This is a genomic window from Sulfitobacter sp. PS-8MA (genome assembly GCF_040933935.1).
Taxonomy (GTDB): domain Bacteria; phylum Pseudomonadota; class Alphaproteobacteria; order Rhodobacterales; family Rhodobacteraceae; genus Sulfitobacter.
In genome coordinates, this window is the sequence record NZ_JBFQYJ010000007.1 from 534,999 (window position 1) to 550,768 (window position 15,770).

General features: G+C 60.4%; 14 protein-coding genes. 12 read left to right on the forward strand and 2 right to left on the reverse strand.

Annotation, left to right across the window (positions count from 1 at the left end; translation table 11 throughout):
- Nucleotides 1-86 precede the first annotated feature (86 nt).
- From rpoC to AB4M76_RS16080, 3 genes are all read left to right on the forward strand, one after another.
- Nucleotides 87-4,337, forward strand: a complete 4,251-nt coding sequence (gene rpoC, locus AB4M76_RS16070) for a DNA-directed RNA polymerase subunit beta' (RefSeq protein WP_368443003.1) — start codon at nucleotides 87-89, stop codon at nucleotides 4,335-4,337.
- A gap of 243 nt (nucleotides 4,338-4,580) precedes the next feature.
- Nucleotides 4,581-4,985 carry a response regulator gene (locus tag AB4M76_RS16075; RefSeq protein ID WP_368443005.1) on the forward strand — a complete coding sequence of 135 codons (405 nt, stop codon included), beginning with the start codon at nucleotides 4,581-4,583 and terminating at the stop codon, nucleotides 4,983-4,985.
- Between the two features lie 130 nt (nucleotides 4,986-5,115).
- Nucleotides 5,116-5,985, forward strand: coding sequence for a DMT family transporter (locus AB4M76_RS16080; protein WP_368443006.1), 870 nt, complete (start codon nucleotides 5,116-5,118; stop codon nucleotides 5,983-5,985).
- Here AB4M76_RS16080 and AB4M76_RS16085 read toward each other — a convergent pair.
- Nucleotides 5,977-6,780, reverse strand: coding sequence for a putative rhamnosyl transferase (locus AB4M76_RS16085; protein WP_368443007.1), 804 nt, complete (start codon nucleotides 6,778-6,780; stop codon nucleotides 5,977-5,979). The two genes, AB4M76_RS16080 and AB4M76_RS16085, sit on opposite strands and share 9 nt — an antisense overlap.
- 367 nt (nucleotides 6,781-7,147) lie before the next feature.
- Here AB4M76_RS16085 and rpsL point away from each other — a divergent pair, with 367 nt between their 5' ends.
- The 8 genes from rpsL (at nucleotide 7,148) to AB4M76_RS16125 (ending at nucleotide 14,039) form a co-directional block, all read left to right on the forward strand.
- Nucleotides 7,148-7,519 carry a 30S ribosomal protein S12 gene (gene rpsL / locus AB4M76_RS16090; protein WP_007118826.1) on the forward strand — a complete coding sequence of 124 codons (372 nt, stop codon included), beginning with the start codon at nucleotides 7,148-7,150 and terminating at the stop codon, nucleotides 7,517-7,519.
- Nucleotides 7,520-7,606: 87 nt separating this feature from the next.
- Entirely contained in the window at nucleotides 7,607-8,077 is a 471-nt protein-coding gene (rpsG, locus tag AB4M76_RS16095; RefSeq protein ID WP_368443008.1) for a 30S ribosomal protein S7, read from the forward strand.
- A 65-nt stretch (nucleotides 8,078-8,142) separates the two neighbouring features.
- A complete protein-coding gene (gene fusA, locus AB4M76_RS16100) occupies nucleotides 8,143-10,269 on the forward strand; it encodes an elongation factor G (RefSeq protein ID WP_368443009.1) in 2,127 nt (708 codons plus the stop codon).
- Nucleotides 10,270-10,363: 94 nt separating this feature from the next.
- Nucleotides 10,364-11,539, forward strand: coding sequence for an elongation factor Tu (gene tuf / locus AB4M76_RS16105; protein ID WP_174859657.1), 1,176 nt, complete (start codon nucleotides 10,364-10,366; stop codon nucleotides 11,537-11,539).
- Nucleotides 11,540-11,914: 375 nt separating this feature from the next.
- Complete coding sequence (rpsJ, locus tag AB4M76_RS16110; RefSeq protein ID WP_093927152.1) at nucleotides 11,915-12,235, forward strand: 30S ribosomal protein S10; 321 nt, start codon at nucleotides 11,915-11,917, stop codon at nucleotides 12,233-12,235.
- Between the two features lie 18 nt (nucleotides 12,236-12,253).
- Nucleotides 12,254-13,132, forward strand: coding sequence for a 50S ribosomal protein L3 (gene rplC, locus AB4M76_RS16115; RefSeq protein WP_368443010.1), 879 nt, complete (start codon nucleotides 12,254-12,256; stop codon nucleotides 13,130-13,132).
- Nucleotides 13,129-13,746 (forward strand): 50S ribosomal protein L4, encoded by a 618-nt coding sequence (gene rplD, locus AB4M76_RS16120; protein ID WP_368443011.1) that lies wholly within the window; start codon nucleotides 13,129-13,131, stop codon nucleotides 13,744-13,746. Before rplC ends, rplD begins: the two co-directional genes overlap by 4 nt.
- Entirely contained in the window at nucleotides 13,743-14,039 is a 297-nt protein-coding gene (locus AB4M76_RS16125) for a 50S ribosomal protein L23 (protein ID WP_007118833.1), read from the forward strand. Before rplD ends, AB4M76_RS16125 begins: the two co-directional genes overlap by 4 nt.
- A 54-nt stretch (nucleotides 14,040-14,093) precedes the next feature.
- Here AB4M76_RS16125 and AB4M76_RS16130 read toward each other — a convergent pair whose 3' ends face one another.
- Complete coding sequence (locus tag AB4M76_RS16130; RefSeq protein WP_368443012.1) at nucleotides 14,094-14,501, reverse strand: DUF1801 domain-containing protein; 408 nt, start codon at nucleotides 14,499-14,501, stop codon at nucleotides 14,094-14,096.
- Nucleotides 14,502-14,657: 156 nt separating this feature from the next.
- On the opposite strand from AB4M76_RS16130, the gene AB4M76_RS16135 reads away from it, so the two are divergent.
- Complete coding sequence (locus tag AB4M76_RS16135; RefSeq protein WP_368443013.1) at nucleotides 14,658-15,689, forward strand: fatty acid desaturase; 1,032 nt, start codon at nucleotides 14,658-14,660, stop codon at nucleotides 15,687-15,689.
- Nucleotides 15,690-15,770 lie beyond the last annotated feature (81 nt).

The following is a 15,770-nucleotide window of genomic DNA, read 5'->3' on the forward strand; positions in this document are numbered from 1 at the left end:
CGGAATTTTTTGAAAATTCCGTGCCGCTTTCTTCAAAAGAAAGCGGCACCCCTCCCTCCCAACGCACCCCTTTCAAGGATTTGAAAATGAACCAGGAACTGACAAACAACCCGTTCAACCCGCTGACGCCGCAGAAAGCGTTTGACGAAATCAAGGTTTCCTTGGCCTCCCCCGAACGGATCCTCAGCTGGTCCTTCGGCGAGATCAAGAAGCCGGAAACCATCAACTACCGGACGTTCAAGCCCGAACGTGACGGCCTGTTCTGCGCGCGTATCTTTGGCCCGATCAAAGACTACGAATGCCTTTGCGGCAAATACAAGCGGATGAAGTATCGCGGCGTCGTCTGCGAGAAATGCGGCGTCGAAGTCACGCTGCAAAAGGTTCGTCGTGAGCGTATGGGCCACATCGAACTGGCCTCGCCGGTCGCACACATCTGGTTCCTCAAGTCGCTGCCCTCGCGCATTGGCCTGATGCTAGACATGACCCTGCGTGATCTGGAGCGGGTGCTCTACTTCGAGAACTACGTGGTGATCGAGCCGGGCCTGACCGATCTTCAATACGGTCAGATGATGACCGAAGAAGAATACATGGACGCCCAAGACGCCTATGGCATGGACGCTTTCACCGCCAATATCGGCGCTGAAGCGATCCGCGAAATGCTGGCGGCGATTGATCTGGAAGCCGAAGCCGAGAACCTGCGCGCCGATCTGAAAGAGGCGACAGGCGAGCTGAAGCCCAAGAAGATCATCAAGCGTCTGAAAGTGGTCGAGAGCTTCCTTGAATCGGGCAACCGCCCGGAGTGGATGGTCATGACCGTGATCCCGGTGATCCCGCCAGAGCTGCGCCCGCTGGTGCCGCTGGATGGTGGCCGCTTTGCGACGTCGGACCTCAACGATCTGTATCGCCGCGTGATCAACCGGAACAACCGTTTGAAGCGTCTCATTGAGCTGCGCGCGCCTGACATTATCGTCCGCAACGAAAAGCGGATGTTGCAGGAATCCGTCGATGCGCTCTTCGACAACGGCCGTCGTGGCCGCGTCATCACCGGTGCCAACAAGCGCCCGCTGAAGTCGCTGTCGGACATGCTGAAAGGCAAGCAGGGTCGCTTCCGTCAGAACCTTTTGGGTAAGCGCGTCGACTTCTCGGGCCGTTCGGTCATTGTGACCGGCCCGGAGTTGAAACTGCACCAATGTGGTCTGCCCAAGAAGATGGCCTTGGAACTTTTCAAGCCGTTCATCTACTCGCGGCTTGAGGCCAAAGGCCTCAGTTCCACCGTGAAACAGGCGAAGAAGCTGGTCGAGAAAGAGCGTCCCGAAGTTTGGGACATTCTGGATGAGGTGATCCGTGAACACCCCGTCATGCTCAACCGCGCGCCGACCCTGCACCGTCTGGGCATCCAGGCGTTCGAGCCTGTGCTGATCGAAGGCAAGGCGATCCAGCTTCACCCGCTGGTCTGCTCGGCCTTCAACGCTGACTTTGACGGTGACCAGATGGCCGTTCACGTGCCGCTCTCGCTGGAAGCCCAGTTGGAAGCGCGTGTTCTGATGATGTCCACGAACAACGTTCTGTCGCCTGCAAACGGCGCGCCGATCATCGTGCCGTCGCAGGATATGATCTTGGGTCTCTACTACACGACCCTTGAGCGTGAAGGCATGGTTGGCGAAGGCATGGTCTTCGGCTCCGTTGACGAGGTGCAGCACGCCCTCGACGCCGGTGCGGTGCATCTGCACACCAAGATCAAGGCCCGCATCAAACAGGTCGACGAGGAAGGGAACGAGGTGATGAAGCGCTACGATACGACCCCCGGTCGTATTCGTCTTGGTGCGCTTCTGCCGCTGAACGCCAAAGCGCCGTTCGATCTGGTCAACCGTCTGCTGCGCAAGAAAGAAGTGCAGCAGGTCATCGACACCGTCTACCGTTATTGTGGTCAGAAAGAGTCGGTCATCTTCTGTGACCAGATCATGACCATGGGTTTCCGCGAAGCTTTCAAAGCGGGCATCTCCTTTGGCAAGGACGACATGCTGATCCCCGACACCAAATGGCCGCTGGTTGAAGAGACCCGTGAGCAGGTGAAGGACTTTGAACAGCAGTATATGGACGGCCTGATCACCCAGGGCGAAAAGTACAACAAAGTCGTCGATGCCTGGTCGAAGTGTAACGACAAGGTGACCGAGGCGATGATGGGCTCGATCTCTGCCGTGACCCACCATGAGGACGGCTCCGAGAAAGAGCCGAACTCGGTCTATATGATGGCCCACTCCGGGGCCCGTGGCTCGGTCACCCAGATGAAGCAGCTGGGCGGGATGCGCGGCCTGATGGCGAAGCCGAATGGCGACATCATCGAGACGCCGATCATCTCGAACTTTAAAGAAGGTCTGACCGTTCTTGAGTACTTCAACTCGACCCACGGTGCGCGGAAAGGTCTGTCGGATACCGCTCTGAAAACGGCGAACTCCGGTTACCTGACACGCCGTCTGGTGGACGTGGCGCAGGACTGTATCGTGCGCATGCACGACTGTGGCACCGAGACCGCGATCACCGCCGAAGCGGCGGTGAACGATGGTGAAGTTGTCTCCTCGCTGGCCGAGCGCCTGCTGGGCCGTGTGGCGGCGGAAGACATCGTCGCACCGGGTTCCGATGACGTCATCGTGCCTGCCGGTGGTCTGATCGACGAGCGTATGGCGGATGCGATTGATGCGGCGGCAGTTCAGGTTGCCCGTATCCGCAGCCCGCTGACCTGTGACGCCGAAGAAGGTGTCTGCGCGATGTGCTATGGCCGTGACCTGGCCCGTGGTACGCTGGTTAACCAAGGTGAGGCCGTCGGCATCATCGCGGCGCAGTCGATTGGTGAACCGGGCACGCAGCTGACGATGCGGACCTTCCACATCGGTGGTGTTGCTCAGGGTGGCCAGCAGTCCTTCCTGGAGGCGAGCCAGTCCGGCAAGATCGTGTTCGAAAACGCGCAGACCTTGGTCAACAGCGCGGGCGAGATCCTCGTCATGGGTCGGAACATGAAGCTGTCGATCGTGGATGAGAATGGTGAGGAACGTGCCAGCCATAAGGTCGGCTACGGCACCAAGCTCTTCGTCAAGGATGGCGATACCATCGAGCGCGGCGACAAGCTGTTCGAATGGGATCCCTACACCCTGCCGATCATTGCCGAAAAGGCCGGTACGGCGAAATATGTCGACCTCGTCTCGGGCATCGCGGTGAAAGATGACACCGATGATGCGACAGGCATGACCCAGAAGATCGTGATCGACTGGCGGGCGGCGCCGAAAGGCAATGAGCTGAAGCCCGAGATCATTCTGGTGGGTGACGATGGCGAGCCGGTCCGCAACGATGCGGGCAACCCGGTGACCTATCCCATGTCCGTGGATGCGGTTCTGTCCGTCGAGGATCAGACCGAAATCCAGGCGGGTGACATCATCGCGCGGATCCCGCGTGAAGGGAGCAAGACCAAGGACATTACCGGTGGTCTGCCGCGTGTGGCCGAACTCTTTGAGGCACGTCGCCCCAAGGACCACGCCATCATTGCGGAAATCGACGGCTACGTGCGTTTCGGCAAGGACTACAAGAACAAGCGCCGCATCGCGATCGAAAGCTCGGATGATCCGGACGTGAAGGTTGAATACATGGTGCCGAAGGGGAAACACATCCCCGTTGGCGAAGGCGACTTCGTGCAGAAGGGCGACTACATCATGGACGGCAACCCCGCGCCGCATGACATCTTGGCGATCATGGGCGTTGAAGCCTTGGCCGAATACATGATTGACGAAGTGCAGGATGTTTACCGCCTGCAGGGTGTGAAGATTAACGACAAACACATCGAAGTCATCGTGCGTCAGATGCTCCAGAAGTGGGAAATCCAGGAAAGCGGCGACACCACGCTGCTCAAGGGTGAACACGTCGACAAGCAGGAGTTCGACACGGCCAATGAGAAGGCGCTCAAGAAGGGCGGCCGTCCGGCCAAGGGCGAACCGATCCTGCTGGGCATCACCAAGGCGTCGCTGCAAACCCGCAGCTTCATCTCTGCCGCCTCCTTCCAGGAGACCACGCGCGTGCTGACCGAGGCTTCGGTTCAGGGCAAGCGGGACAAGCTGGTCGGTCTGAAAGAGAACGTCATCGTGGGCCGTCTGATCCCTGCGGGCACTGGTGGGGCGACCCAGCAGATGCGCAAAGTGGCGACGGATCGGGACAATGTCGTGATCGAAGCCCGTCGTGAGGAAGCCGAAGCGGCGGCCGCTCTGGCTGCTCCCGAAGCCTCTGCCGAGGACGATATCGTCGGTGGCGATGTCTTCGACACGGCGGTAGGCGACGACGAGAGCCGCGATTGATCGTCGGTTTGATCTGAAATCGAAAGGCCCCCGCGATGAAAGTTGCGGGGGCTTTTTTATGCGCAGGGCTGGGGTGGCCCTCCGCGCTTGCGTGCTGTGCCCTGCCGCCCTGCCACAGCGCGCACCGCCGGGGGCGCATTCCCTCGCGAAAACCTGCCGACTTGCGGGCGCAGAGGGGCTTTCTTCTCGCTGCCGCGCGGGGTAGGTCTTTCACCTGCATTTACCCCTGCATAAGGCGTCGCCATGACTTCCCGCATTCTGCATATCGATGATGACCCGATCGTTCTCGAACTGGTCAAATCCGTCTTTTCAGGGGACCGTGACATCGCCGTTCTGTCCTGTCTCAATGCGCATGACGCTTTGGAGGTGGTGAAGGATCTGCGGCCCGATCTGATCCTCTCGGATATCTCCATGCCGGAGATGGGCGGGCTGGAGCTTGCGCATAACCTCAAGCAGATTGACGCCATCTCGGACGTGCCGATCATCTTTCTGAGCGGTCGGTCGCGGGATCTGGAGGTATACGATTCCTTCCGAAAGCTTGCTGCCATCGTTCTGCAAAAGCCGGTCGACCCGTCCGATCTGCGCGCGAAAGTGCGGCAGCTGTTGGACGAAGCGGCGCAGCCGGGTGCCGCGCCGGATCAGGCTTAGGGGCGTGCGCTGCGCCGGTGCCCCCGGTTTCAGAAGCGCCGACCATTCTTGACAGCTCTCGCGCCCGCTGCCAGTCATTTGTGCAGCGGCGCCATGATTGGCCGCGCCATATTTTATCGGAGCGCTTTTCATGTCCCCCAATACCATCGGCGCGCTGCTGATGATCGCCTCGATGGCCTGTTTCACCTTTAACGATACGATGTTGAAAGCCACCGACGGCGCGATCCCCCTGTTCCAACTGTTGTTTCTGCGGGGGGCGATTACATCGGTTCTGATCCTCGCGCTCAGTGGGCGGCTGGGGCGGATCACATGGCAGTTGCCGCGGCGGGATTGGCAGGTGATCGGGCTGCGGTCGGTGGCCGAGGTGGCGGCGGCTTACTTCTTCCTTTCGGCGTTGTTCAGCATGCCGCTCGCCAATGTGACGGCGATCTTGCAGGTGGTGCCGCTCTCGGTGACCCTGGCCTCGGCGCTGGTGCTGCGCGAGGCGGTGGGCTGGCGGCGGTTGTCGGCGATTGCGGTCGGTTTTTGCGGCGTGCTGCTGATCGTCAAACCGGGGGCCGAGGGGTTCAACATCTGGTCGATCTATGTGCTGATCGCGGTGCTCTGCGTCACGGTGCGGGATCTGTCTACCCGCGCGCTTTCGCCGGCCGTGCCTTCGATGACCGTGACGCTGATCACCGCGCTGTCGGTCATGGCGGCGGCGGGCCTGGCCTCGCTCTCGACCCCCTGGGCGCCGGTGACGGTGGATCTGGCGCTGCTCGTCGGGGGCTCGGCGGTCTTTGTCATGGGGGGCTATTTCTTCTCGATCCAGGTGATGCGGGCGGGCGATGTCTCTTTCATCGCGCCGTTTCGCTATACCGGGCTGCTTTGGGCGCTGTTGCTGGGTTGGCTGGTCTTTGGCGACTGGCCGGGGCCGCTGACCCTGATCGGGGCGACGATCGTTGTCGCCACCGGGATTTTCACGCTCTACCGCGAGGGCAAGGTGAAGCTGTCAGGCTGAGAAGACCTGCCGCACATGGGCCTCGTCAATCGCGAAACGGTCCCGGAAGAGCGCAACCCCGTCGGCGTCAAGCGGCGCGACCTGTAGCTGCCGCGCGGTGCCTTTCCGCGAATCGTTTGAGCCATTGTGACTGCGCACGAACATCGCCGCGTCAGGCAGGGTCAGCGTGGGCATGAAACGGGGCAGTTTTTCATGGGCGAAGTTCATGATGGTCAGCGGGCTGCCGCCTTTCACATACATCGCCAGCGCCGCAACGTTGAGCGGGCGGTAGAGGTCCGCCGCGCGAATGCCGCTGGCGTCAAACTCGGCCACATAGCCCTGCGGCCAATCAAAGGCGACCGAGCGTGCGCCCTCCAGCAGCCCCGCGCTCCGTTCCACCACCTGCCGCAGCCGGGCGATGAAATCGACCGAGACCGCATCATCGTCGTCATAGCGAAATTGCAGACAGGGGGCTTTGGGATTGATCCGCGCCGCGTTCAGCACCTCTTTCATCACCTCGCGGTGGCGCCGCGGCGGTTCCTGATGGATCACCGCCTGCGGCAGATCGGCGAGCAGGGCTTCGAGCCGTGCCAGATGCCGCGCGGGGAACTGATCGCCGACCACGAAAACCATATGGAAATCCGGGTCGGTCTGGGCCTTGAGACAGGGCAGGGCAACGGTTTCCAACAGGCGGAATCGCTCTTCCAGCCGTGTCTCGTCATAAAGATAGGCGATACGTTCTTCTGTCGTCTCATGCCCGACCTGAAACCCGCCCAGGGCAGGGTAGGAGAAGCGGCATAGCCCTATCGCTTGCATGAAATTGCCTTTCGTCGCCTTGTGTTGCGACTATGACCAAGGAAGGTTACCTCTGACAAGGGCGCGCGGGGGCGGGGTTTGGCATAAGCTTGCAGCCGTGCCGCGCGGGCTGTTGACAGGCTGCGCACAACGTCTTATACGCCCGCTATCTCGGAGGTGGAGGCCGCTCTGCCAATCCGACATCATAACTCAAGTGGTCACGATCCGGCCTACTACTGGCCCGATCCTCTGTTAACCCACCGCCTCGTTTTCCTCGGTACGGGAACGTTGCGGTAATTTTGCTTTGTGGACGCATGAAGTAGCCGAATTTAGCCGCATGGGGGATCCCCCGTGTACACAATCTGAGCGATACGGGGATATAACCGGAATGCCAACGATCCAGCAGCTGATCCGCAAGCCGCGACAGCCAAAAGTCAAACGTTCGAAATCCATGCACCTGCAGGAGTGCCCGCAAAAGCGTGGCGTCTGCACACGGGTTTACACAACCACACCGAAAAAACCGAACTCGGCCATGCGTAAGGTTGCCAAAGTGCGCCTGACCAACGGTTTTGAGGTCATCTCCTACATCCCGGGCGAGAGCCACAACCTTCAGGAACACTCCGTGGTTCTGATCCGCGGCGGTCGTGTAAAAGACCTTCCCGGTGTGCGTTACCACATCCTGCGCGGTGTTCTCGATACCCAAGGCGTTAAAGACCGGAAGCAGCGTCGCTCCAAATACGGCGCGAAGCGTCCGAAGTAATCTCGCAGTGGTGGGGCGCGTCCCCACCCATCCATTCGATGTAGGGTGGGGCCAGACCCCACCACCCGCCAAGAGGAAGACACTGACATGTCACGCCGCCACGCCGCTGAAAAACGCGAAGTCCTGCCAGACGCCAAATACGGCGATCTGGTTCTCACCAAATTCATGAACAACCTGATGATCGACGGCAAGAAATCTGTCGCCGAACGCATCGTCTATAACGCGATGACCCGCGTTGAGACCAAGATCAAGCGTGCGCCCATCGAGGTGTTCCACGAAGCGCTGGAAAACATCCAGCCCTCCGTCGAAGTCCGCTCGCGCCGCGTCGGTGGTGCCACCTATCAGGTGCCGGTCGAAGTGCGCCCCGAGCGTCGTCAGGCGCTGGCGATCCGCTGGTTGATCAAAGCCGCCCGTGCGCGCAACGAAAACACCATGGAAGAGCGCCTTGCCGGCGAGCTGATGGACGCGGTCCAATCCCGTGGTACCGCGGTCAAGAAGCGCGAAGACACGCATAAGATGGCCGACGCCAACAAGGCGTTCAGCCACTACCGCTGGTAATTTCAACGTCGCGCCCGGTTTCGGGCGCGATCCGTTCGTACTGACATTTTCGAGGAAGCAGCCCTATGGCACGCGACTATCCGCTAGAACGCTACCGCAACTTCGGCATCATGGCCCACATTGATGCCGGCAAGACCACTTGCTCTGAGCGTATCCTTTTCTACACCGGCAAAAACCACGTTCTGGGTGAGACCCATGACGGCGCCTCCACCATGGACTGGATGGAGCAGGAGCAGGAACGCGGGATCACCATCACCTCCGCCGCGACCACAACTTTCTGGCAGCGTCAGGAAGAGCCCACAGCCGATGCGACATCCGACACCAAATACCGGATGAACATCATCGACACCCCCGGCCACGTTGACTTCACCATTGAAGTTGAGCGTTCGCTGGCGGTTCTCGACGGTGCGGTTGCCGTGCTTGACGCCAACGCCGGTGTTGAGCCGCAGACCGAAACCGTGTGGCGTCAGGCTGACCGCTACAAGGTGCCGCGCATCGTCTTCGTCAACAAGATGGACAAGATCGGCGCGGATTTCTTCAACTGCGTTCACATGATCAAGGACCGCACAGGTGCCACGCCTGCGCCGATCCAGATCCCGATCGGTGCCGAGAACGAGCTGGAAGGCATCGTTGATCTGGTCACCATGAAGGAATGGGTCTGGTCCGGCGAAGATCTGGGTGCCGGCTGGGAACAGCGCGACATCCGCGAGAGCCTTCAGGACTCGGCCAATGAATGGCGCGCCAAGCTCATCGAGACCGCGGTCGAGATGGACGATGAGGCGATGGAAAACTACCTGATGGACGGCGCCGAGCCCGACGTCGACACCCTGCGCGACCTGATCCGCAAGGGCACATTGGCCATCAAATTCATCCCCGTTCTCTGTGGCTCCGCCTTCAAGAACAAAGGTGTTCAGCCGCTCTTGAACGCTGTTGTCGACTATCTGCCCAGCCCGCTGGACGTTGTTGACTACATGGGCTTCAAGCCGGGCGATGAGACAGAAACCCGGAACATCCCGCGCCGTGCGGATGATGACATGGCGTTCTCTGGCCTTGCGTTCAAAATCATGAACGACCCCTTCGTGGGCTCGCTGACCTTTACCCGGATCTATTCCGGCGTGCTGAAGAAGGGCGACACCCTTCTGAACTCGACCAAAGGCAAGAAAGAGCGCGTCGGTCGGATGATGATGATGCACGCCATCAACCGTGAAGAGATCGAAGAAGCCTTTGCGGGCGACATCATCGCGCTGGCCGGTCTGAAGGACACCACCACAGGTGACACGCTCTGTGCTGCCAATGATCCGGTGGTTCTGGAAACCATGACCTTCCCCGATCCGGTGATCGAGATCGCGGTTGAGCCGAAGACCAAGGCCGACCAGGAAAAGATGTCCGCAGGTCTGGCCCGTCTGGCCGCCGAAGACCCCTCCTTCCGCGTCGAAACCGATCTGGAATCCGGTCAGACCATCATGAAGGGCATGGGCGAACTTCACCTCGACATTCTCGTTGACCGTCTGAAGCGTGAATTCAAGGTTGAGGCGAACATCGGTGCACCGCAGGTGGCTTACCGTGAGACGATCTCGAAAGAGGCCGAAATCACCTACACCCACAAGAAACAGTCGGGTGGTTCGGGTCAGTTCGGTGAAGTGAAGATGATCCTGATGCCGACCGAGCCGGGCGAAGGTTACTCCTTCGAGAGCCGTATCGTCGGTGGTGCTATTCCCAAGGAATACATCCCGGGCGTGGAAAAGGGGATCAAGTCGGTTCTGGACTCCGGTCCGCTGGCAGGCTTCCCGGTCATCGACTTCAAGGTGGCCCTGATCGACGGTAAGTTCCACGACGTTGACTCCAGCGTTCTGGCCTTTGAAATCGCCGCCCGTATGGCGATGCGCGAAGGCATGAAGAAAGCCGGCGCCAAGCTTTTGGAACCGATCATGAAGGTCGAAGTTGTGACCCCGGAAGAATACACCGGTGGCATCATCGGTGACCTGACGTCGCGTCGCGGTCAGGTGCAGGGTCAGGACACGCGCGGCAATGCCATCGCGATCGACGCCTTCGTACCGCTGGCCAATATGTTCGGCTACATCAACACGCTGCGTTCGATGTCTTCCGGTCGTGCGAACTTCACCATGCAGTTCGACCATTACGAGCCTGTGCCACAGAACATCTCGGACGAGATTCAGGCCAAGTTTGCATAAGCAATGCGGTGCGTGGGCAACCACGCACCCCAGTCCAAACCGTAGGGTGCGTGCGCTGCACGCACCGTTCTAGAAGACCAAAAGGAGCCAACACATGGCAAAGGCAAAGTTTGAACGTAACAAGCCACACGTCAACATCGGCACAATCGGCCACGTTGACCACGGTAAAACCACGCTGACCGCGGCGATCACCAAGTATTTCGGTGACTTCCAGGCGTATGACCAGATCGACGGCGCGCCCGAAGAAAAGGCCCGCGGCATCACCATCTCGACCGCGCACGTCGAGTATGAGACCGAGAACCGTCACTACGCCCACGTCGACTGCCCCGGCCACGCGGACTATGTGAAAAACATGATCACCGGTGCCGCGCAGATGGACGGCGCGATCCTGGTTGTGAACGCAGCCGACGGCCCGATGCCCCAGACCCGCGAGCACATCCTGCTCGGCCGTCAGGTTGGCATCCCCGCCATGGTCGTCTTCATGAACAAAGTTGACCAGGTCGACGACGAAGAGCTGCTTGAGCTGGTGGAAATGGAAATCCGCGAGCTGCTGTCCTCCTACGACTACCCCGGCGACGACATCCCCGTTGTCGCAGGTTCCGCTCTGGCGGCGATGGAAGGCAACAAGCCCGAGATCGGCGAAGAAGCGATCAAGAAGCTGATGGCCGCCGTGGACGAGTACATCCCGACGCCCGAGCGCGCCGTGGACCAGCCCTTCCTGATGCCCGTCGAAGACGTCTTCTCGATCTCCGGTCGTGGTACCGTTGTGACCGGCCGTGTCGAGCGTGGCGTGATCAACGTTGGCGACGAGATCGAAATCGTCGGCATCCGCGACACCAAGAAAACCACCTGCACCGGCGTGGAAATGTTCCGCAAGCTGCTGGACCGTGGTGAAGCCGGCGACAACATCGGCGCCCTGCTGCGCGGCGTTGAGCGTGACGGCGTTGAGCGTGGTCAGGTTCTCTGCAAGCCCGGCTCCGTGACACCGCACACCAAGTTCGAAGCCGAAGCCTATATCCTCACCAAAGAGGAAGGTGGCCGTCACACGCCGTTCTTCGCGAACTACCGTCCGCAGTTCTACTTCCGGACAACTGACGTGACCGGCACCGTTCAACTGGCCGAAGGCACCGAGATGGTCATGCCGGGCGACAACGTCTCCTTCGGCGTTGAGCTGATCGCTCCGATCGCCATGGAAAACGGCCTGCGCTTCGCGATCCGCGAAGGTGGCCGGACTGTTGGCGCGGGTGTTGTGTCGAAGATCACCGAGTAATCGGAACGGTCGGGCTCTCGGGCCCGTCCCGGACAAACGAAAGGCCGCAGCATCTGCTGCGGCCTTTTGCGTTGCGGGGGGGAGGGGGCTCTGTGGAGCCCGCAGGAGACAGGGAAGTCGGTGCATGGTTCGGTTGGGGTTGAACGCGGGCGGGGTGCGCTGTCACGCCGTCGCCGGCATGACTTTGCGCACTGGTTCTAAAAACACGGGGGTTTTTAGAACCCTCTTGCCCCCCGCTCTGATTCCCCCTATAGGACGCCCATCACCGGGGTGCGTCAGACGCGCCCCGTTTGATTTGATACCAAGGCGCGATGAGGGGGCCGGATGAGCCTGCTTCCTCCAATCCGTTGAAATCCCAAAACAAGGGATATGCATATGGCCGCTCCAAGCCAGAACATCCGCATTCGCCTGAAGGCGTTTGACTACCGGGTGCTCGATTCTTCCACACAGGAAATCGTCAGCACCGCGAAGCGCACAGGCGCTTCGGTCCGCGGGCCCATTCCGCTGCCGAACAAAATCGAGAAATTCACCGTTCTGCGTGGTCCCCACGTTGACAAGAAATCCCGTGACCAGTTTGAAATCCGCACGCATAAGCGTCTGCTGGATATCATTGATCCGACCCCCCAGACCGTGGACGCGCTGATGAAGCTCGACCTCGCCGCTGGCGTGGACGTCGAGATCAAGCTGCAATCGTAAAGCCGGGAGGGTAATCATATGTTGCGCTCAGGCGTTATTGCAAAAAAAGTCGGCATGACCCGGCTGTTCATGGAAGACGGCAAGCAGATCCCTGTGACCGTGCTTCAGTTGGACAAGCTTCAGGTTGTCGCACAACGCACCGCAGACCGTGACGGCTACACCGCCGTTCAGCTCGGTGCCGGTACGGCGAAAGCCAAACGCACAAGCCAAGCCATGCGTGGCCATTTCGCAGCTGCGAAAGTGGAACCCAAGCGCAAGGTTGCCGAGTTCCGCGTCGACGCGGACGCGATGATCAACGTGGGTGAGGAAATCACCGCTGACCATTACTTCGCCGGTCAGTATGTTGACGTGGCAGGCACTTCGATCGGTAAAGGTTTTGCCGGTGCGATGAAGCGTCACAACTTTGGCGGTCTGCGGGCCTCCCACGGTGTGTCGATCTCCCACCGTTCGCACGGCTCCACCGGCCAGTGTCAGGATCCCGGCAAGGTTTTCAAAGGTAAGAAAATGGCCGGTCACATGGGTGCTGCCCGTGTCACCACGCAGAACCTCGAAGTCGTCAAGACCGACAGCGCGCGTGGCCTGATCATGGTCAAAGGCGCCGTTCCTGGCTCCAAAGGTGGCTGGGTCACCGTCAAGGATGCGGTCAAAAAGCCGTTCCCCGAAGACGCGATTCTGCCCGCCGCTCTGAAATCCGCCGCTGACGAAGCCGCGAAAGCCGCCGAAGAGGCCGCCGCCGCAGCCGCCGCAGAGGCCGAAGCCGAAGCCAAGCGTTTGGCCGAAGAGCAAGCCGCACAGGAAGCCGAAGCGCTGAAAGCCGCAGAAGCTGAAATCGCAGCTGAAGGGTCGGATGCTGATAATTCCGATGCCGACGCTGACAAGAAAGAAGGTGACGCATGAAACTCGATGTCATCAAACTCGACGGTGGCAACGCCGGGTCCGTAGACCTGGACGAAGCCCTGTTCGGCCTGGAGCCGCGTGCCGACATCCTGCACCGCGTCGTGCGCTGGCAGCGTAACAACGCGCAGCAGGGCACGCATAAGGTCAAGACTCGGTCCGAGACCAGCTATTCGACCAAGAAGATCTATCGCCAGAAGGGCACCGGCGGCGCACGCCACGGTGACCGCAACGCGCCGATCTTCCGCAAGGGTGGTATCTACAAAGGTCCGACCCCGCGTAGCCACGGCCATGAGCTGACCAAAAAGTTCCGCAAGCTGGGTCTGCGCCACGCGCTCAGCGCCAAAGCGAAAGCCGGTTCGCTGGTCATCATCGACGAAGCAACCTCCGAGGGCAAAACCGCCGCTCTGGCCAAACAGGTGTCGAACCTTGGCTGGAAACGCGCGCTGGTCATCGATGGCGCTTCGGTCAACGAGAACTTCGCACAGGCCGCGCGCAACATCGAAGGGCTGGATGTCTTGCCGTCGATGGGCGCAAACGTCTATGACATCCTCAAGCGTGACACTCTGGTGATCACCAAAGCGGGGATCGAAGCATTGGAGGCACGCCTGAAATGAGCGCCAAGCACGAACACTACGACGTGATCCGCAAGCCGATCATCACCGAGAAAGCAACCATGGCGTCCGAACAGAACGCTGTCGTTTTCGAAGTGGCGATTGAAAGCAACAAGCCGATGATCAAAGAGGCCGTCGAGGCGCTCTTTAACGTCAAGGTGAAGGCCGTGAACACGTCCATCACCAAAGGCAAGGTCAAGCGTTTCCGGGGCCAGATGGGCCGCCGCAAGGACGTGAAGAAGGCCTATGTGACGCTCGAAGAGGGCAACACGATCGACGTCTCCACCGGGCTCTGAGCCGCGGTAACGAGAATTGGGAAGGGCCTCCGCGTTGCGGGGGCCTTTTTCGTATCACAGGTGATAGGTCAGCGCCGCGGCAATGAGCAGGCGCAAAGGCCCATCGCTGATCGGCGCATCCTCCGCCAGCAGCACGGCGCGATTGCCCTCATAGGCAAAGGTCTCGGGGAAGGCGCTGCGGAAGTCCGAGATCAGCGTGGTCTGACAATGGGCGTAAAGCGCGATGCCGCCGGATTTTGGCGTGCCGAGCCGCAGGGTCGATCCCGATTTGGTGACAGGGGTCAGATAGGCGGGTTGGCCCCATTTCAACGTCTCCGCGAGCGGCCCGACGCCCTGCGCCTCTTCCGCGACATCAAAGATCAGGCGCCGCAGGGCCAGCAGGCCGGGGCGCGCCGTCTTTGGGAAGGCGGCAAAGGCGGCTTGGACGTCTGGGGTCTGAAAGGGCGGATATATCCTGTCCATAGGCCATCATAGGGCCGGGCGTGGTGGGGCGCAAATCGGCGAAACCGGCCAAAACTGGCCCAAGCGGTCGGAAACCCGCTGTTAAGGGGCCCGTCCTACGTTGCTTGCGGCGCGCTTTCCTCTACAAGACGACTGACAACGATAAAAAGCAGATAGATGTCCCACAAAAATGTATCCTCTGGCGCGCCTTCGGACGTGTCGAACGCGCGCGACTGGGTCAGGGTGCTGGCCCGCTACCGCGAGCCAAGCACTTGGCGCAGCAGTTTTGAACTGGCGGTCACCCTTGGCCCCTTCCTTTTGCTCTGGGCGCTGGCCTGGTGGGCGCTCTCGGTCAGCGGTTGGCTGGCCTTGGGCATATCGCTGGTCAATGCGGGTTTCCTTTTGCGGCTCTTTGCGATCCAGCATGACTGCGGCCATGCGGCCTTTTTCAACAGCCGCCGGACCAGCGATTGGGTGGGGCGTATTCTGGGGGTGCTGACCCTCACGCCCTATGACGTCTGGCGGCGGACCCATTCGATTCACCATTCCTCGGCCGGCAATCTGGGGCGGCGCGGCATTGGCGATGTGCACACCCTCACGGTTGCGGAATACCGTGCCATGGGGCCGCTGGGGCGGCTGCATTACCGGCTCTACCGCAATCCCGTGGTGCTTTTTGGGCTGGGGCCGAGCTATCTGTTTTTTCTACAGAACCGGCTGCCCATCGGGTTGATGGCGAAAACCCGTTACTGGCTCAGCGCCATGGGGACCAATGCCTCGATCCTGATCGCGCTGGCGGTGATCTTTTACTTCGGGGGCATCATGCCGATCCTGCTGATCTTTGTGCCCAGCACGCTTTTGGCAGCGACGGCGGGCATGTGGCTCTTCTACGTCCAGCATCAGTTTGAGACGACCCATTGGGAGGAGAACCAGAATTGGGATCTACATGACGCCGCGTTCCACGGCTCTTCGCATTACATCCTGCCCCGCCCTTTGCAGTGGCTTAGCGCGAATATCGGCATTCACCATGTGCATCACCTCTATAGCCGCATCCCCTTTTACCGGCTGCCCGAGGTGCTCCGCGACCATGCGCCTTTGGCCGAGGGCAACCGCATGACGATCCGCGAAAGTCTGGCCAATGCGCGGCTGCATCTTTGGGATGAGAACACCAAAAGGCTTCTGTCCTTCGCCCAGGCGCGCAAGGCCGCCTGAGGCCGCCGGTCCAAATTTGCGCCTGCAACGCTGTGGCAGCCCCCGTTCTTGCGGGGGCTGTTTTTGCTTTCAGATCAGGGA